The organism is Micrococcus sp. Mcc28 (genome assembly GCF_024519775.1).
In the GTDB taxonomy this organism is placed as follows: domain Bacteria; phylum Actinomycetota; class Actinomycetes; order Actinomycetales; family Micrococcaceae; genus Micrococcus; species Micrococcus luteus.
In genome coordinates this window covers 36038-54060 of record NZ_JALJRH010000014.1, presented here as the reverse complement: position 1 = coordinate 54060, position 18023 = coordinate 36038, and the positions used below count along the sequence as shown (strand labels likewise).

16 protein-coding genes are annotated in these 18023 nt (G+C 74.1%); 4 read left to right on the top strand and 12 right to left on the bottom strand.

Annotated features, from left to right (window positions below):
- Positions 1-40 precede the first annotated feature (40 nt).
- The 6 genes from NR073_RS08695 to NR073_RS08670 form a co-directional block, all read right to left on the bottom strand.
- A complete protein-coding gene (locus NR073_RS08695; protein ID WP_135019292.1) occupies positions 41-967 on the bottom strand; it encodes a low molecular weight phosphatase family protein in 927 nt (308 codons plus the stop codon).
- Positions 964-2031: an acyltransferase family protein gene (locus NR073_RS08690; RefSeq protein WP_135019291.1), complete on the bottom strand. Its 1068-nt coding sequence runs from the start codon at positions 2029-2031 to the stop codon at positions 964-966. Before NR073_RS08690 ends, NR073_RS08695 begins: the two co-directional genes overlap by 4 nt.
- Positions 2032-2109: 78 nt before the next feature.
- A complete protein-coding gene (locus NR073_RS08685; RefSeq protein ID WP_135019290.1) occupies positions 2110-2415 on the bottom strand; it encodes a hypothetical protein in 306 nt (101 codons plus the stop codon).
- Positions 2416-2473: 58 nt separating this feature from the next.
- The gene (gene deoC / locus NR073_RS08680; protein ID WP_095347200.1) at positions 2474-3163 is read right to left on the bottom strand and encodes a deoxyribose-phosphate aldolase; all 690 of its coding nucleotides are present in this window, start codon (positions 3161-3163) and stop codon (positions 2474-2476) included.
- A 20-nt stretch (positions 3164-3183) separates the two neighbouring features.
- Entirely contained in the window at positions 3184-4914 is a 1731-nt protein-coding gene (locus tag NR073_RS08675) for a phospho-sugar mutase (protein WP_252411394.1), read from the bottom strand.
- Entirely contained in the window at positions 4914-5759 is an 846-nt protein-coding gene (locus NR073_RS08670) for a purine-nucleoside phosphorylase (RefSeq protein WP_002854392.1), read from the bottom strand. The genes NR073_RS08675 and NR073_RS08670 overlap by 1 nt, the downstream gene beginning before the upstream one ends.
- A gap of 73 nt (positions 5760-5832) precedes the next feature.
- Here NR073_RS08670 and NR073_RS08665 point away from each other — a divergent pair, with 73 nt between their 5' ends.
- Entirely contained in the window at positions 5833-7263 is a 1431-nt protein-coding gene (locus tag NR073_RS08665; protein WP_127435306.1) for an NAD(P)H-quinone dehydrogenase, read from the top strand.
- Between the two features lie 114 nt (positions 7264-7377).
- Here NR073_RS08665 and NR073_RS08660 read toward each other — a convergent pair whose 3' ends face one another.
- The 6 genes from NR073_RS08660 to NR073_RS08635 form a co-directional block, all read right to left on the bottom strand.
- Entirely contained in the window at positions 7378-8814 is a 1437-nt protein-coding gene (locus tag NR073_RS08660; RefSeq protein ID WP_144862353.1) for an MFS transporter, read from the bottom strand.
- Between the two features lie 171 nt (positions 8815-8985).
- Positions 8986-10842 carry a biotin carboxylase N-terminal domain-containing protein gene (locus NR073_RS08655; RefSeq protein ID WP_095353457.1) on the bottom strand — a complete coding sequence of 619 codons (1857 nt, stop codon included), beginning with the start codon at positions 10840-10842 and terminating at the stop codon, positions 8986-8988.
- A 164-nt stretch (positions 10843-11006) separates the two neighbouring features.
- Complete coding sequence (locus tag NR073_RS08650; RefSeq protein ID WP_041103548.1) at positions 11007-11702, bottom strand: nucleoside triphosphate pyrophosphatase; 696 nt, start codon at positions 11700-11702, stop codon at positions 11007-11009.
- Complete coding sequence (locus NR073_RS08645; RefSeq protein WP_041103547.1) at positions 11699-13387, bottom strand: DUF885 domain-containing protein; 1689 nt, start codon at positions 13385-13387, stop codon at positions 11699-11701. Before NR073_RS08645 ends, NR073_RS08650 begins: the two co-directional genes overlap by 4 nt.
- Before the next feature lie 34 nt (positions 13388-13421).
- Positions 13422-13715, bottom strand: coding sequence for a hypothetical protein (locus NR073_RS08640; protein ID WP_101965796.1), 294 nt, complete (start codon positions 13713-13715; stop codon positions 13422-13424).
- Positions 13712-15295: an acyl-CoA carboxylase subunit beta gene (locus NR073_RS08635; RefSeq protein WP_041103546.1), complete on the bottom strand. Its 1584-nt coding sequence runs from the start codon at positions 15293-15295 to the stop codon at positions 13712-13714. The genes NR073_RS08640 and NR073_RS08635 overlap by 4 nt, the downstream gene beginning before the upstream one ends.
- 189 nt (positions 15296-15484) lie before the next feature.
- On the opposite strand from NR073_RS08635, the gene NR073_RS08630 reads away from it, so the two are divergent.
- From NR073_RS08630 to NR073_RS08620, 3 genes are read left to right on the top strand one after another with little or no spacing between them, the layout of a single operon-like run.
- Positions 15485-16321 (top strand): biotin--[acetyl-CoA-carboxylase] ligase, encoded by an 837-nt coding sequence (locus tag NR073_RS08630; protein WP_041103545.1) that lies wholly within the window; start codon positions 15485-15487, stop codon positions 16319-16321.
- A 30-nt stretch (positions 16322-16351) separates the two neighbouring features.
- Complete coding sequence (locus NR073_RS08625) at positions 16352-16879, top strand: PH domain-containing protein (RefSeq protein WP_041103555.1); 528 nt, start codon at positions 16352-16354, stop codon at positions 16877-16879.
- Positions 16876-18015, top strand: coding sequence for an adenylate/guanylate cyclase domain-containing protein (locus NR073_RS08620; RefSeq protein ID WP_060973731.1), 1140 nt, complete (start codon positions 16876-16878; stop codon positions 18013-18015). The genes NR073_RS08625 and NR073_RS08620 overlap by 4 nt, the downstream gene beginning before the upstream one ends.
- The last annotated feature ends 8 nt before the right edge of the window (positions 18016-18023 follow it).

The following is an 18023-nucleotide window of genomic DNA, read 5'->3' as shown; positions in this document are numbered from 1 at the left end:
AGTGGAGGCGGCCCCGTCCCCGATCTCTGACGCTGGCCGGTCAGGCGCCCGTCGGCTCCTCCTCCACGAGGTCCCCGTCGATCTCCCACGCCAGCAGCTCGACGATCGGCTGCGCGGTCTGCGCCATCGCGGCGTAGCCCTCGGCGGGGCCGCGGAACGGGTCCGGCAGATCCGCGTCCGGCCGCTCCCCGTGGGCGATCAGGCGGGAGCGCAGCTCCGCCAGCGCCGTGACGAGCGCGGTGACGCCCGCGCCCGGAGGGACCGCCGCGGCGAGCTCCTCGCCGTGGTCGCGCAGGAGGGTGCCCATGCCGAGGATCGTGAAGGTCCGGCGCACCGCCGCGGGGTCCTCGCGCAGCACCTCGTCCAGGTGGTCGTCCGTCGCGGTCAGGACGAGGTCCTGTCCCGCCAGCGAACGCCCGGTCAGCTGCTGCGGTCGATGCTGCGTCAACGCGGCGCGGACTCGGCGGCTCGGTGCGAGGTCGAGCAGCGGGCCGGGGACGGTCAGCGCCTGGTTCGGTTCCGTGCCCGCGCTCGTGACCTCCGCGCGGCCCCGGTCACCGAGCAGGGCGTTGAGCTGCGCCTGCAGCGCGTACTCCACATAGGCGGAGCGGCAGATGTTGCCCGTGCACACGACGAGGATGCGGGCGCTCGGCAGGGGGCTGGGGACACGGTCGGCCGGTGCGGCAGGCGAGGCCGGCTCAGCGGCCGCGGCGGGCACGGGAGCCACCGCGCGCTCGGCCGGCGTCGCACGCTGCCGCGGCGCGGCGGGGTCGGCCGGGTGGGGGAGGAACGCCGGGCCGAGCCGGAACTCGGCGAGGCGATCCTCCCGCGCCGGGGAGGCAGCCGGGGCGCCGGCGTCACCGCCGTCACCCGCCGGGTGGCCGCCGTCGCGGGTCGGCACCTCGGGCTCCTCCGGCGTCGGCGGCAGGAACGGATTGCGGATCGGGGGGCGATGATCCCTGCTCATGGGTGTGTCCTCTCCGAGGCGGTCGGGACGCGCGGCAGCGCGGACGTGACGGGGTGCGGGGGCTCCACGTGTCGCAGGCGGTGCACCGGGTGCCAGCGGCGGCGCGCCCCCGTGAACGGCTTGGACAGGGGGGTGGCGAGCAGGGCGAGGCCTGCCAGCCAGCTGAGGGCGAGCGCGAGGGCGAACTTGGCGGCGTTGTCCTCCACGCCGTGGCGCGTGACCCACATCAGCACCCAGCCGTGCAGCAGCACCACCACCGTGCCCGTCCGGACCAGGGCGGTGATGGCGCGGCGCAGGGCCTGACCCGTCCCGGTGCGTCGGGCGAAGGAGCGCAGCAGTCCCTCCACCGTGGAACCGAACACGAGCACCATCCCCGCGGACATCAGGACGCCCACGGCGGGGGTGAGCACCGGCGTGCCGAAGCCGCCGAACTTGATGTTGGGCGGCTCCAGGCCCAGCCGGACCGAGACCAGCCCGAGCAGCACCAGGCCGACGCCGATGAGCGTCCGATGGCGTCGCACGTGCGGCTGGACGCGGCGACGGAACGTCTCGCCGCTGAGGACGAACAGCAGGCACGGCAGGGCCAGCCCGACGCCCAGAGGCGTGCGGGCGATCGCGGAGTCCGGCACGAGGTGGGCCCACGCCAGCCCGGCCAGGCCCACGGCCCAGGCGACGGCGGACGGGAAGCGCTCGAGGAATCGGCGCAGCACCGTGGTGAAGAACAGGACGGAGATGAACCAGAACGCCCACCACGGGGGCTCCTGGTCCGCGCCCCCGTACCAGCCGGTGATCATCAGGCGCCTCAGGAGGTCGGGGTCGTCGGCGAACCACGCGAACGCGGCCACGGACATGAGCGCCGCCCACACCAGGTACGGCACCATCAGGCTCCGGAAGCGGCCCCGCACGTCCGTGGCCCAGGGGCGGCCGCGCGTCCAGAAGTAGCCGGTGAGGAAGAAGAACAGCGGCATCCGCCAGATCTCCAGGTACCGGCTGAAGGTGAGGTCCGTCAGGTACGCGTGACCCAGCACCACCGCCGCGATGGAGACAAGCCGAAGGGCGTCCACCCCCGTGTTGCGGGTGGACGCCCTTCGGCGCGCGGCGGCCGGACGACCGGTGTCAGCGATCCTCGGCTCCGGGACGGCTCAGCGGTGCGCGGCGCCGGTCTCGACGGCGTGGGCGCCGGTGGCGGCGTGCTCGACGACGGGACGGGTGTGGATGGCGGTGGTGTCCACGGTGTCGCTGCGGCCCAGGAACGCCTTGGGGATCATGAAGGCCACAGTGGCCAGGGCCAGCGCGATCAGGCCGGGGACCCAGACCGACTCGAGCGACCAGAAGCCCATGGCGTAGAGGCAGCCGAGGAACGCGCCGAAGGCGACGATGAAGGCGATCAGGGAACCCCAGACGCCGCCCACGTTGGAGTGGTCGATGGCCTTGCCGTTGCGGATCACGTGATGCTCCTTCGGTGCGGTCCCAGCCGGGGCGGACGCCCGGCCGAAGTGATGCGAGTCAGTCGGATCCCAGGATAGCAAGCGCGGAGCTGGCCCCGATCCGGGTGGCCCCGGCCTCGATCATCGCCAGGGCGTCCGCGCGGGTGCGCACCCCGCCGGAGGCCTTCACGCCGATGCGCTCGCCCACGGTGCGGCGCATCAGCGCGACGTGCTCGACGGTGGCGCCCGCGGTGGAGAAGCCCGTGGAGGTCTTCACGAAGTCCGCCCCGGCCTCGACCGCGGCCTCGCAGGCCAGGACGATCGCGTCGTCGTCCAGCAGGGCGGTCTCCACGATCACCTTGAGCAGCGCCCCGCCGTCGCCGGCGGGGCCGTCCGCGTGCGCGGCCTCGGCCACGGCGCGGACGTCCGCGACGAGCCGGTCGCGGTCCCCGGCGCGGGCCGCGGCGACGTCGAGGACCATGTCCACCTCGTCCGCGCCGGCGTCGATCGCCTGCCGGGCCTCGAAGGCCTTGACCTCCGAGGCGTTGGCGCCGAGGGGGAAGCCGATCACGGTGCAGGTCAGCACGTCCGAGTCCGCGAGCTCGGCGGCCACCAGCGGCACCCACACGGGGTTGATGCAGACGCTCTTGACCCCGGCCTCGCGGGACTCGGCCACGAGGCGGCGCACGTCCGCCTCCGAGGTGTCTGCCTTCAGGGCGGTCGCGTCGATGTACTTCGCCAGCTCGGCGGTGGTGAGGGAGACGGTCATGCCCACCAGCCTACCGAGGCTCAGCCGCCCACGAGGGCCATCACCTCGGCCCGCAGCGCCTCGAGCCGCTCGGCGGCCGCGGCCGGGTCGGCGTCCCGGGTGCCGAGGTAGCACTTGAGCTTCGGCTCGGTGCCGGAGGGGCGCACGAGCACGCGGGTGCCGGAGTCGGTGGCGAACAGCAGCGCGTCCGTGGGCGGCAGCCCGTCCCCGCCGGCGGCCAGGTCCCGGCGCACGGTGACCGGCTCGCCCACGAGCGTGGCCGGCGCCTGCTGACGCAGGGCCGCCATGGTGCGGGCGATCAGGGACAGATCCGCCACGCGGACCGAGACCTGGGCGCTGGGCATGGCGCCGGTGACCGCGTCGACGTCGGCCAGGGCGTCCGTCAGCCCCCGTCCCTGCGCCGTGAGGGCGGCGGACAGCTCCGCGGCCATGAGGGCGGCCGTGATGCCGTCCTTGTCCCGCACCATGTCCGGGTCCACGCAGTAGCCGAGGGCCTCCTCGTAGCCGAAGCCCAGGTTCGGGGCACGGGAGATCCACTTGAAGCCGGTCAGCGTGACGTGGTGCCTCACCCCGTTCGCCTCCGCCAGGGCGGCCAGCTGCGGGGAGGAGACCACGGAGTTCGCGGCGCTGCGGCCGGCCGCGTGCAGGGCCGGCATCGCGTGCGCGCCCAGCAGCGTCCCGACGGCGTCGCCCGAGAGCATCCGCCACGTGCGGACGCCGTGCGCGTCGGTGACGGGCGCGGCCAGGGCCAGGCGGTCGGCGTCGGGGTCGTTGGCGATCACCAGGTCCGCGTCCACCTCGGCGGCCAGGGCGAGGGCGAGGTCCATCGCCCCCGGCTCCTCCGGGTTGGGGAACGCGACCGTGGGGAAGGCCGGGTCCGGGGCGGCCTGCTCGGCCACCACGTGGACGGGGCCGAAGCCGGCGTCCTCGAGCAGGCCCGGGACCACGGCGCCGCCCACCCCGTGCAGGGGCGTGTAGACCACGCGCAGGTCGCGGTGGCCGTGCCGGTCGTCGTCGAGCACGCCGAGGGCCGCCGCGCGGTAGGCCTCCAGCAGGTCCGGCCCGGCCACGGTCCAGCCGTCGTCGGCGAGCGGGATGTCCGCGGTCCACGCCGCGTGGTCGATGCGGGCGGCGATCTCCGCGTCCGCGGGGGAGACGATCTGCGCCCCGCGACCCGCCTCGTCCGTGAGCCGCCCGCCGAGGTAGACCTTGTAGCCGTTGTCCGCGGGCGGGTTGTGGCTGGCGGTGACCATCACGCCCGCGTCCGCGCTGAGATGGCGCACCGCGAAGGCGAGCACCGGCGTCGGCAGCGCCTCTGGCAGCAGGACGGTCTGCACGCCCGCGGCCGTCAGGACGGCGGCCGTGTCCGCGGCGAAGGCGGCCGAACCGCGCCGCGCGTCGTACCCGACGACGGCCAGCGGCGGGGCCGCGTCCCGCCCGACGCCGTCCCACAGGTGGGCGGCCAGACCCGCCGCGGTGCGGCGCACCACGAGCCGGTTCATGCGGGACTCGCCCGGGCCCTCCTCGGCGCGCAGGCCGGCGGTGCCGAAGGCGAGCGGCCCGGCGAAGCGGTCGGCGAGCGCCGCCCGGGCGGCCGCGGCCTCCGGGCCGACGCCGGCGGCCGCGTCGAGCTCGGCGCGCAGGGTGTCCCGGTGCGCGGGGTCGGGGTCCTCCGCCGCCCACCGCTCAGCCCGGGCGAGGACGTCCTCCGGGAGCGCGGCGACGTCGTCGTGCGGGGGATGCGCGGGCATCAGAGCCGCCCCACGATGTCCGCGAGCAGGCGCGCGATGCGCGGGCCGGCGGCCTGACCGGCCTCCACGACCTCGGCGTGGGACAGCGGCGTCTCCGAGATGCCGGCGCCGAGGTTGGTCACCAGCGAGATGCCGAACACCTCCAGCCCGGCGTGACGGGCCGCGATCGCGTCCAGTGCCGTGGACATGCCGACGAGGTCGCCGCCGAGGGTGCGCGCCATCCGCACCTCGGCGGGGGTCTCGTACTGCGGGCCGGCGAACTGGACGTACACGCCCTCGCGCAGGGACGGGTCCACCTCACGGGCGATCGCGCGCAGCCGCGGCGAGTAGAGGTCGGTGAGGTCCACGAACGTGGCGCCGGCGAGCGGGGTGGCGCCGGTGAGGTTGATGTGGTCCGCGATCAGGACGGGGGTGCCCGGGGCGATCTCCGGGTCCAGCCCGCCACAGCCGTTGGTCAGCACCACGGTGCGCGCCCCGGCGGCGGCGGCGGTGCGGACGGTGTGCGCCACGGCCTGGGCGTCGCGGGACTCGTAGAAGTGCGTGCGCGAGCCGAAGACGAGGGCGTGCGTGCCGTCCGGCAGCCGGACCGAGCGGATCACCGCGTTGTGGCCGGGCACCTTCGGGGCGTGGAAGCCGGGCACCTCGGCCAGCGGCACGGCGGCGACCTCGTCGCCGATCAGGCCGGCGGCCTCGCCCCAGCCGGAGCCGAGGACGACGGCGACGCGGTGCTCCGCCACGCCCGTCGCCCGGGCGATGGTGTCGGCGGCCGCGCGGGCCTCGGCGAAGCCCGGATGGTCGCCGGTCAAGGGGGAGTCGGGGGAGGGGATGCTGGTCTGGTCGGTCACGTCGTGGAGTCTAGGCGGTGTCCCGTGAGCGCGGGCTAGGACTTTCCCGTCCGCGGCGGACACAATGGAGCCCGTGACCGAGGAAAACAGCACCTTCATCCCGTCCCTGACCATCATCGGCGGCGGCCCCGGCGGCTACGAGGCCGCCATGGTGGCCGCGAAGCTGGGCGCCCGCGTGACCCTGGTCGAGCGCCAGGGGTTGGGCGGCGCGGCCGTCCTCACGGACGTGGTCCCCTCCAAGACGCTGATCGCCGCCGCCGACTCGATGCGCCGCGTGGGCGCCTCCGTTGACCTGGGCGTCGACCTCGGCGGGGGCGACGTCCACGCGGACATGGGCCGGGTCGGCCACCGCATCCTGAACCTGGCCCACGAGCAGTCCTCGGACATCCGCGCGGGCCTCGAGCGGGTCGGCGTCCGGGTGATCGACGGCGTGGGCCGCGTCGTCGGCCCCCACGAGGTGTCCGTCCGCGCCCTCGACGACGCCGACGCCGGCGCCGAGCCCGAGATCATCACCTCGGACGCGATCCTCGTGGCCGTCGGCGCGAGCCCCCGCGAGCTGCCCACCGCCGTCCCGGACGGCGAGCGGATCTTCAACTGGAAGCAGGTCTACAACCTCAAGGAGCTTCCCGAGCACCTGATCGTCGTGGGCTCCGGCGTCACCGGCGCCGAGTTCGCCTCGGCCTACAACCGCCTCGGCGCCAAGGTCACCCTCGTCTCCTCGCGCGACCGCGTGCTCCCCGGCGAGGACGCCGACGCCGCCGAACTGCTCGAGAAGGTCTTCGAGGGCAACGGCCTCAGGGTGGTCTCCCGCTCCCGGGCCGAGTCCGTCGAGCGGACCGAGACCGGCGTGCGCGTGCACCTCTCCGGCGAGGGCGCCGAGGACACCCCGTCGATCGAGGGCTCCCACGCGCTGGTGGCCGTCGGCGGCGTGCCGAACACGGCGGGCCTCGGCCTCGACGACGTGGGCGTGAAGCTGACCGGCTCCGGCCACGTGCTCGTGGACGGCGTCTCCCGCACGTCCGTGCCGAGCATCTACGCGGCGGGCGACTGCACGGGCAAGCTCGCCCTCGCCTCGGTGGCGGCCATGCAGGGGCGCATCGCCGTGGCCCACCTGCTCGGCGACGCCCTCAAGCCGCTGCGCCCGCACCTGCTGGCCTCGAACATCTTCACCTCGCCGGAGATCGCCACCGTGGGTGTCTCGCAGGCGCAGGTGGACTCCGGCCAGTACCAGGCGGACGTGCTGCGACTGGACTTCCACACCAACCCCCGCGCCAAGATGTCCGGCGCGGAGGAGGGGTTCGTGAAGATCTTCGCGCGTCAGGGTTCCGGCACCGTGATCGGCGGGGTGGTGGTCTCGCCGCGCGCCTCCGAGCTGATCTACGCGCTCGCGCTCGCGGTCACGCACAAGCTGCACGTGGACGACCTCGCGGACACCTTCACCGTGTACCCGTCCATGTCCGGGTCGATCGCGGAGGCGGCACGCCGCCTGCACGTGCGCATCTGACCCAGAGACGACTTTCGGTCGTGAGATAGGGCCTATCTCACGACCGAAAGCGTCCATTCCCCCGATGTCACGTTCGACAGTGCGGGCGGGGGCCCGGGCCCGCGGGGGCCGGGGTCAGCGTGCGGCGCGGCGCTCGCGGGCCGAGGTGACGGTGTCGAGGTCCGTGTGCCGGGTCTCGGGGGAGAGCGCCAGCGCGATGACGGTGATCGCCGAGGCGGCGGCCAGGTAGTAGCCGACGTAGGAGACGTCGAACCTCTGCACGAGCCAGGCGGCGATGAACGGGGTCAGCGCGGCGCCGAGGATCGAGGACACGTTGTAGGCGATGCCGGAGCCGGTGTAGCGCGTGTTCGTGGGGAACAGCTCGGGCAGCACCGCGGACATCGGCCCGAAGGTCAGGCCCATGAGCGTCATGCCCGTGGCCAGGAACGCCAGCATCAGCGGCACGTTCAGCTCCGCGCCCACGCCCATGTTCTCCGGCGAGAGCCACAGGCCGAACGAGAGGCCGAACAGCACCATGAGCACCGAGATCACGATCAGGGTGGGGCGGCGGCCGAAGCGGTCCGCCAGCAGGCCGGAGACCGGCACGAACGCCGCGAAGAACAGGATGCCGACCAGCTGCAGCACGAGGAACTCGGCGTAGGGGACACCCAGGAAGCCGTTGGCCGGCTTGCCGATCGCGTAGGAGAGGATCCACGTGGTCATCAGGTAGAAGAGCACGTAGGTGGCGTACATGACGAAGGTGCCCAGGATCAGCTCCCACCAGTTGCGGCGGAACACCTCGCCCAGCGGCGCCTTCACACGCTGGTCGCGGTCGAGGGCGCGCTGGAAGACCGGGGTCTCCTCGAGCTTGACGCGGACGTAGAGGCCCACGGCCACCATCACGATCGAGAGCAGGAACGGCACGCGCCACACCCACGTGAGGAACGGGCCGTCGAGCACCGGGCTCGTGGAGTCGTGGCCGAAGCCGAGCACCAGCGCGAGGAACAGGCCGTTGGCCAGCAGGAAGCCGATCGGCGCGCCGAGCTGCGGCCACATGGCCGCCTGCGCGCGCTTGCCGTCCTTGGCGTACTCCGTGGCCAGCAGGGCGGCGCCGGACCACTCGCCGCCGAGCCCCAGGCCCTGGAAGAAGCGCAGCAGCGTCAACATGGCCGGCGCCCACAGGCCGATCTGGAAGTACGTGGGCAGCAGGCCGATGAGGAACGTCGCGATGCCCATGGTCAGCAGCGAGCCGATGAGCGTGGTCTTGCGGCCCACACGATCGCCCAGGTGGCCGAAGACGACGGCGCCCAGGGGTCGGGCGACGAACGCCGCGCCGAAGGTGGCCATGGAGGCCAGCAGGGCCGTGTTGTCGTCGCCGCCCGCGAAGAAGATCAGCGGGAACACCGAGACGGCGGCCGTGGCGTAGATGTAGAAGTCGTAGAACTCGATCGAGGTGCCCACGAGCGAGGCGATGATGACCCGCGAGCGGGGCACCTCCTCCGCAGTGGCGACCGCGTCCGACGTGAGATCGGTGGGGGCGCCCGGGTTCGCGGGCGGGGTGGAGTGGGACATGGTGTCTCCCTGGTATGACGGGCACAGGGGGTCGCGAACGACCACGATGTGAGACGAAGATGCGTGTCAGGTTAAGCCTCGTCGCGCCGATCTGCGAGAGTCACATCCTCGTCGTCCACCATGTGGAACCAGCCCACGACGCCGGCGCTCCCCGCCGTCGTCGCCGGCGGCTCACTCCGCGTCGGCGATGGTGGCGATCACCGTGCCGGCCGTGACCGTCTGGCCCGGCTCGACCTCGAGACCGCTGACCACGCCCGCGCGGTGGGCCGCGAGCGGCTGCTCCATCTTCATGGCCTCCACGACCACGATCAGGTCGCCCTCGGCCACGGTCTGGCCGTTCTCGGCGGCGACCTTCACCACGGTGCCCTGCATCGGGGCGGTCAGCGCGTCCGTGCTGACGGCCGCGGCCACCGGTGCGCCGCGCTTGCCGCGGGGCCGGCGTCGTCCCGCACCGGCCCGCTGGGCGGCGCCGGAGATCGTGTGCAGGGCCTCGCCCCACGTGGGCAGGGTGACGTCCACGCGCTTGCCGTTGACCTCCACGGTCACGGTGTGGCGCGCCTCGCGGGGGGCCGGCTCGGCCGGGGTGAGGGCGCTCGGCTCGATGCGGTTCGCGAACTCCGTCTCGATCCACCGGGTGTGCACCGAGAACGGCTCCTCCGAGCCGGCGATCTCGGGGGCGAAGGCGGGGTCGCGCACCACGGCGCGATGGAAGGGCAGCACCGAGGGCATGCCGACGATCTCGGCCTCGCGCAGGGCGCGGGCGGCGCGCTGCAGGGCCTGGCGGCGGTCCGCGCCGGTGACGATCAGCTTGGCGACCATGGAGTCGAAGGCCCCGGACACGGTCTCGCCCTCCACCACGCCGGAGTCCACGCGCACGCCCGGGCCGCTGGGCATGCGGAACGTGGTGAGCCGGCCGGGGGCGGGCAGGAAGTTGCGGCCCGGGTCCTCGCCGTTGAGGCGGAACTCGATCGAGTGGCCGCGGGGCTGCGGGTCCGTGTAGCCGAGGGCCTCGCCGCGGGCCAGGCGGAACTGCTCGCGCACGAGGTCGATGCCGGTGATCTCCTCGGAGACCGGGTGCTCCACCTGCAGGCGCGTGTTCACCTCGAGGAAGGAGATGGTCCCGTCCTGGCCCACGAGGAACTCGCACGTGCCCGCGCCGACGTAGCCGGCCTCCTGCAGGATCGCCTTGGAGGACTCCACGAGGCGGGCGTTCTGCTCGTCCGTGAGGAACGGCGCCGGGGCCTCCTCCACGAGCTTCTGGTTGCGGCGCTGCAGCGAGCAGTCGCGGGTGGAGATCACGACGACGTCGCCGTGCACGTCCGCCAGGCACTGCGTCTCCACGTGGCGCGGCTTGTCCAGGAAGCGCTCCACGAAGCACTCGCCCCGGCCGAACGCGGCCACGGCCTCACGGACCGCGGACTCGTAGAACTCGGGGATCTCCTCGCGCGTGCGGGCCACCTTGATGCCGCGGCCGCCGCCGCCGTAGGCCGCCTTGATGGCCACCGGCAGGCCGAACTCGTCCGCGAACGCGACGACCTCCTCCGTGCCGGTCACCGGGGAGGTGGTGCCCGGCGCCAGCGGGGCGCCGACCTTGGTGGCCAGCTGGCGGGCCGAGACCTTGTCGCCCAGCCGGTCGATCGCCGCGGCGGGCGGGCCGATCCACACGAGGCCGGCGTCGGCCACGGCGCGCGCGAAGTCCGCGTTCTCGGAGAGGAAGCCGTAGCCGGGGTGCACGGCGTCCGCGCCCGCGCGCTCGGCGGCGTCGAGGATCTTGCCGACCACCAGATAGGAGTCGGCGGCGCTCTCCCCGCCGAGGGCCACGGCCTCGTCCGCGAGCTTCACGTGCAGGGCGTCCCGGTCCGGCTCGGCGTAGACGGCCACGGAGGTCAGCCCCTCGTCCTGGCAGGCCCGGATGATGCGCACGGCGATCTCACCGCGGTTGGCGATCAGCACCCGGGAGAACCGGCGCTCCGCCGCGGGGTCGACGGGCGGGACGACCGAGGCCTGCGGTGCGTCGGCGATGCTCATGGGCGATGGACTCCTCGGACGATCACGGCTGGGGGTGCGGGCGCCACGTCCGGGGTCGTGCCCCTCACCCGGTGGGGCGAAAGGCGCGGGACGGCGCCGACTCTGACCAGCACCCTACTCGTTGTGGCGGAACCCTCCGAGGCACGTGGCCCTGTCGCGCCGGATCAGCGCTGCGCGTTGGAGGGTTCCCACAATCGGGTGAAGTCCTGGCCCAGGGCCGCCGTGGCCCGCCGCAGCCACGCCACGGACAGCCCGATCACCGCGTTGGGATCCCCGTCCACGCCGTCCACGAGGGCCGCGCCCGCGCCGTCCACCGTGAACGCGCCCGCGCAGTGCAGCGGCTCGCCCGTGGCCACGTAGGCCTGGATCTCGGCCTCGGTGACGGCGCCGAAGCGCACGACGGCGGACACCACGCCCGCCTCCGCGGCCATCCCGGACTCGACCCCGGGCTCCGGCAGCACCAGGCCCACCCAGTGGCCCGAATGCAGCACGCCCTCCCGGCCGGCCTGGGCGCGCCAGCGCTCGACGGCGACCTCGGGCTCGTAGGGCTTGCCGTGGGCGCGGCCCTCGAACTCGAACACGGAGTCGCAGCCGAGCACGAGCGTGGGGGCCTCGACGCCGGCGCCCGCCACACGGGCGGCCACATCGCGGCCCTTGGCCTCCGCCAGCAGGCCCGCCAGCTCCGCCGGCGACGGGTCGCCCGCCGCCGCGCCCACGGCCGCCTCGTCCACCCCCGAGACGACGACGCGGAACGGCACCCGCGCCCGGGTCAGGACCTCCGCCCGGCCGGGGGAGGCCGAGCCGAGCACCAGCCGCAGGCCCGTGCCGGGGCCGGCCGCGCCGTCGTCGTGCGGGATCACGCGAGCGCCTCCCGCAGGGTGTCCAGGCCCATGCCGCCCAGGCGCAGGGCCCGGGTGTGGAAGGCCTTGAGGTCGAAGTCGGCGCCCTCGGCCTGCTCGTGCTCGGCGCGGATCTGCTCCCAGATGCGCTGGCCCACCTTGTACGCCGGCGCCTGCCCCGGCCAGCCGAGGTAGCGCGTGAACTCGAAGCGGCGCTGGCCCTCGGAGATCATCAGGTGCTTGGCCAGGAACGCGTAGCCCTTCTCCGGGGTCCACGCGCCGCCGCCCTCGGACTCGGGGGCGTCGAAGCCGCAGTGGTAGCCGATGTCGAACACCACGCGGGCCGCGCGCATGCGCTGCATGTCCAGCATGCCGAGATGGTCGCCCGGGTCGTCGAGGAAGCCGAGCTCCTCCATGAGCTTCTCCGCGTACAGCGCCCAGCCCTCACCGTGGCCGGACGTCCAGCAGAAGCTGCGGCGCCACAGGTTGAGGTTCTCCCGGTTCATCATGGCGGTGGCGATCTGCAGGTGATGGCCCGGCACGCCCTCGTGGTAGACCGTGGTGGTCTCCGCCCACGTGGTGAACTCGTCCTCGCCCGGGGGCACGGACCACCACATGCGGCCGGGCCGGGAGAAGTCGTCCGAGGGGCCGGTGTAGTAGATGCCGCCCTCCTGGGTGGGGGCGATCATGCACTCGAGCCGGTCCATCGGGGCCGGGATCTCGAAGTGCTCCTTCATGGCCTCGACCGCGTCGTCGGAGAGCCGCTGCATCCACGTGCGCAGGGCCTCGGTGCCCTTCAGGGTGCGCTCCGGGTCCGCGTCCAGGATCGCGCGCGCCTCCTCGATCGTGGCGCCCGGCCGGATGCGCTCGGCGTCCGCCTGCTGCGCGGCGATGATGCGGGCCAGCTCCTCCTGGCCCCAGCGGTAGGTCTCCTCGAGGTCGATCTCGGCGCCGAGGAAGACGCGGGAGGCCAGCCGGTAGTAGTCGATCCCGACGCCGTCCGCCTCCGGGGCGTGCGGGCGCAGCTCGGCCTCGAGCGTGGCCGCGAAGTCGCGGTAGGCCTGCGCGGCGGTGTCCGCGCCGGAGCGGATGCGGGCGGCCAGGGCGTCGTCCACGACGTCGGCTGCCTCGGCCCGCTCGACCAGGCCCGGGAAGAACCCGCCCGCGCCGCCGTGGGCGCGGGCCTGCTCCACCACGATGTCCACCTGGCGCACCGCGGCCACGTGGCCGGCGTCGCGGGAGGCGAGCAGGGACTCGGTGTAGCCGCGCAGGGCGGCCGGCAGGTTCTCGAGGCGGCCGGCGATGTGGCCCCACTGCTCCGCGGTGTCCGTGGGCATGAGGTCGAAGACCGCGCGGATGCCCTGAGCGGGGGAGGCGATGTTGTTCAGTTCGGTGCGGCCGGTCGCGTGGATCTCCCGCTCGAGGCCGATGCGCTCCTGCATGGCCGCCTTCGTGACGCGGTCCGTCTCGTCCTGCGGCTCGAGCGCGGCCAAGTCCTCGAGCAGGCGGGCGTTGAGCTCGTCGTCGGCGCGGGCGCCGGCGGGGGAGAAGTCCGTGTACTCGGTCTCCCGGCCGGGGAAGCCGAGCTCGGTGGCGGTGTCCGGATGCAGGGCGAGGAGGTCGGTCACGTAGCGCTCGGCGAGCGCGTCGATGGCGGACGGGGTGCGGGCGCCGTCGGCGGCGGCCTCGGAGGTGTGCTGGGTCATACCGGCACTCTAGGCGCTGGCACCCGCCCCCGGCTCACTGCGGGCCCGCGCCCTGACGCCACTGGCCGCGGCCGGGCCGGGCCCACAGGCCCAGGTCGCCGCGACGGCGGAGCGTGCGGTCCAGGGGACGGGGGTCGGCGGCCGCGGCGGCGAGCCGGGCGGCTTCGGCCCGGGCCGCGGCGGCCGCCTCGAGGACGGCGGCCAGCGCCGCCATCTCCTCCGGCTCCAACTCCGGGCCGCTGAGCTGCAGCGGGTCGGCCGACGCCGGCGTGGCCTGCGTCGACTCGTCGTTCTCGTCCGGGGCGCCCGGACCCAGCAGGGCGCTCACAGCGGCATGTTCCCGTGCTTCTTGGCGGGGCGGGCCTCGCGCTTGTGCAGGGTGGCGCGCAGGGCGCGGATGAGCTGGCCGCGGGTGGCGTGCGGGGGCACCACGGCGTCCACGTAGCCCAGCTCGGCGGCCTGGTACGGGTTGAGCAGCTCGGCCTCGTAGTCGGCCACGATCTCGGCCCGGCGCGCGTCGACGTCGCCGCCCGCCTCCGCCGTCGCCTTCAGGTCGCGCCGGTACAGGATGTTCACGGCGCCCTGGGCGCCCATCACGCCGATCTGGGCGCTCGGCCAGGCCAGGTTCAGGTCCGCGCCGAGCTTCTTGGAGCCCATCACGATGTACGCGCCGCCGAAGGCCTTGCGCGTGATCACGGTCAGCTTCGGCACGGTGGCCTCGGCGTAGGCGTAGATCAGCTTGGCGCCGCGGCGGATGATGCCGTTGAACTCCTGGTCCGTGCCGGGCAGGAACCCGGGCACGTCCACGAGGGTGATGATCGGGATGTTGAACGCGTCGCAGAAGCGCACGAACCGCGCGGCCTTCTCCGAGGCGGCGATGTCCAGGGTGCCGGCGAACTGCATCGGCTGGTTCGCGACGACGCCCACGCTCATGCCGTCCAGGCGGGCCAGGCCGGTGATCACGTTGGGCGCGTACAGCTCCTGCAGCTGCAGCAGGTGGCCCTCGTCCACGATCGAGGCGATGACCTCGAGCATGTCGTAGGGCTGGTTGGCGGAGTCCGGGACGATCTCGTCCAGGGCGAGGTCCTCGTCCGTGGGCTCCGGGTCCGCGGCCTCGAAGGTCGGGGCCTCCGCGAGGTTGTTGGAGGGCAGCAGCTCGAGCAGCTCCTGCACGTAGGCGATCGCGTCCTCCTCCGAGGAGGCCATGTAGTGGGCGGTGCCGGAGGTGGCGTTGTGCGAGCGGGCGCCGCCGAGGGTCTCCATGTCCACGTCCTCGCCCGTGACGGTCTTGATCACGTCCGGGCCGGTGATGAACATGTGCGAGGTCTGGTCCACCATCACCACGACGTCCGTCAGCGCCGGCGAATAGGCCGCGCCGCCGGCGGAGGGGCCCATGATCAGCGAGATCTGCGGGATCATGCCCGAGGCCAGGACGTTGTTCCGGAAGATGTCCGCGAACTGGGCGAGGGAGGCCACGCCCTCCTGGATGCGCGCGCCGCCGCCGTCGAGGATGCCGATCACGGGGCAGCCGTTGCGCGCGGCGAACTCCTGGACCTTCACGATCTTCTGTCCGTTGCGCTCGGACAGCGAGCCGCCGAACACGGTGAAGTCCTGGGAGTAGACGGCCACCTGGCGTCCGTCCACGGTGCCGAAGCCGGACACCAGGCCATCGCCGGCCGGGTGCTTGGCGTCCATGCCGAACGCGGTGGTGCGGTGCACGGCCAGCGCGTCCAGCTCCACGAAGGAGCCCTCGTCCAGGAGGAGGTCGATCCGCTCGCGCGCGGTGTGCTTGCCGCGCGCGTGCTGGCGCTCGACGGCGTCCGGGCCGCCGGGCGCGGCCGTCGCCTCGAGCCGCCGATGCAGGTCGGCCAGCCGGCCGGCCGTGGTGGTCAGATCGGGATCGGTCACACGTCCTCCTTGTGGTGGTCCGCCAGATGCGGAGGCTCAGTCGGCCAGTCTACGGGCCGCCGCGGACGCCCTCGGTTGGAGGAAGCCCACAAACGACGAGGACGTCGGCCCGGGCCGCCCCTCCGCGCGCCCCGGGAGCGGATCGGCCCGCCCAGCCCGCCCCCGGGAACGCCGTGTATATCTAGGGGCATGCACCCCGACGACGCCCCCACACCGGATCTGACCTGGCTGGACTCCGCCGGCTCCACGCAGGATGAGCTCCTCGCACGGCTGGACCGCGAGGGACACCGGCACGGTGCGGCCGTGGCCACCGCGGACCAGCGGGCCGGCCGGGGACGGCACTCCCGGGTGTGGAGCGCCGCGCCGGGTGCGGCGCTCGCCCTGTCCGTGTACCTGCGTCCCGAGTCCGGCGGGGTGCCGGTCTCCCCGGCCCATCTGAGCTGGCTCTCGCTCGTCGCCTCCGCCACGGTCGCCGAGCGCCTCGCGGCCCGGGGCGTCCTGACGCACGTGAAGTGGCCGAACGACGTGCTCGCCACCGACGGGCGCAAGCTGTGCGGCGTGCTGGCCACGGTGGCGCTGTCCTCGGACGGCAAGGGGCCCGGCGTCGTCGTCGGGATGGGCGTGAACCTGGACCACCGCGGGGCCGCCCCGGTGGACACCGCCTCGGACCTGGCGGAGTGGATCGGCGCGGACGCCGTGCCCGCGCCCCGGGACCTCGCGGTCGAGCTGCGTGACGCCGTCGTGGCGGCCGTGGACCGCTTCGCGGCGGGCGTGGCGGGGCAGACGGCGGCCGTGGACGGGCGTCACCCGGCCGTGGCGGCCGTGGCGGACCGGCTCTCCACGCTGGGCCGCGCGGTGCGCGCCGAGCTGCCCGGCGGCGGCGTGCTGGAGGGCACGGCCGTGGGCCTCGGCCCCGGCGGCACCCTGCGCGTGAAGCACGTCACACCGGACCGTGGCACAATCGAGACCGAGGTCAGTGCGGGGGACGTGGCCCACCTGCGCGGAGACGTCCATCGCGGCGCATGACACACCCGTCCCGGTCAGGAGGTGACCGCCGTGCGACTCGAGCCCGGTGAGCAGGTGATGGTGCGCACCCGCACCCACCCGCGCGCGCTGCTGCGCCCGGCCGCGGTCCTCGTGGCCGTCGCGTTCCTGCTCGGCCTGGCCGTCGGCGTGCTCGCACGCCCCGACCTGCCCGGGATCGTCGCCGCGAACCGCGCCGTGCTCGAGGCGGCCGCGTGGGTGGTCGCGGCGCTCGTCCTGCTCCCCGGCACCATCCGCCCGCTGTGGCGCTGGGTCTTCCGGCGCACCGTGCTCACCGACCGCCGCATCCTCCAGGGCGCCGGCGTCGGCGGCTCCGGGGCCGCCATGCCGCTCGTGTCCATCGCCGACGTGCAGCGGCGCCGCCGCGGCTCGGGTGCCGGAGACCTGCACATCCTCTTCCAGGAGCCCGCCCGCCAGGTCCACTGGCGGCTGCGCGACGTCCCCGAGGCCGCGCGCTTCGAGGAGGCCCTGGCCCACCTCACCCGCCAGGCCCGCACCGCAACCTGGCCCGCCCCCGTCCCGACAGGAGACCTCCGATGAGCCGTCCGGAGACACCGGACACCGCACCGCTGCCGATCGTCCCGTCGGCTGAGGACGAGACCGCCCGCGACGTCGAGGAGCGCTCCGCCCAGCCCGCCGGCTGGACGAGCGCGATGCGCACGCTCGACGCCGGCCTGGTGGTGGGCCCGCGCGCCTACACCTCGCGGGAGGTGGCGCGGCGCCTCGGCGTCTCGATGGGCTCCGCCCGGAAGATCTGGCGTGCGCTGGGCTATCCGACGTCGCCGGAGGGGCACAAGGCCTTCACCGAGGCGGACATCGAGGCGTTCGAGTCCGTGCTCACGCTCGTGCGCTCGGGGACGCTGAACGAGGACACCGCCATCTCGCTGGCCCGGTCGATCGGGCAGATGACGGACCGCATGGTGGTGTGGCAGATCGAGGCGCTCGTGGAGGACAAGATCGCCTCCGAGGACCTGACGGACCCGGAGGCGCGGCGGGCCGTCGTCGACATGCTCCCGGACATGGTCGGACCGCTCGAGAAGGCCATGCGGATCGTCTACCGGCGCCAGCTCAACCGCGCCGTCCAGCGCCTGACCGTGCGCGTGGAGGCCGGGCTGGCGGCCAGCGCCCAGGGCCGCGACGGCTCCGAGTCGGATGCGCCGCTGCCGCTGGCCCGCGCCGTCGGCTTCGCGGACATGGTCTCCTACACGACGCTCTCCCGGACCATGGACGACCGGACGCTGGCCCGCATGGTGCTGCGCTTCGAGTCCCTCGCCGCGGAGACCATCTCGGCCGGCGGCGGCTGGCTCGTGAAGACCATCGGCGACGAGGTCATGTTCAACGCCGAGACCCCCGAGGCCGGCGCCGCGATCGCGCTCTCCCTGGCCGAGACCATCGCCGCGGACGAGGAGCTGCCCTCGGCGCGCGTCGCCCTGACATGGGGACGGGTGCTCTCCCGCATGGGGGACATCTACGGGCCCACCGTGAACCTCGCCGCGCGGCTGACGTCCCTGGCCGATCCGGGTACCGTGCTCGTGGACGCCATGACCGCTGCGGCCCTGTCCCGGGACGAGCGCTTCGTGCTCGTCCCGCAGCCGCCCAGGATCGTCCGCGGGTTCGGAGAGGTCCGCCCCTCCCTGCTCTTGGACGGGTCGGCCCAGACCCTGCTCGCCGACTGATCGAGGAC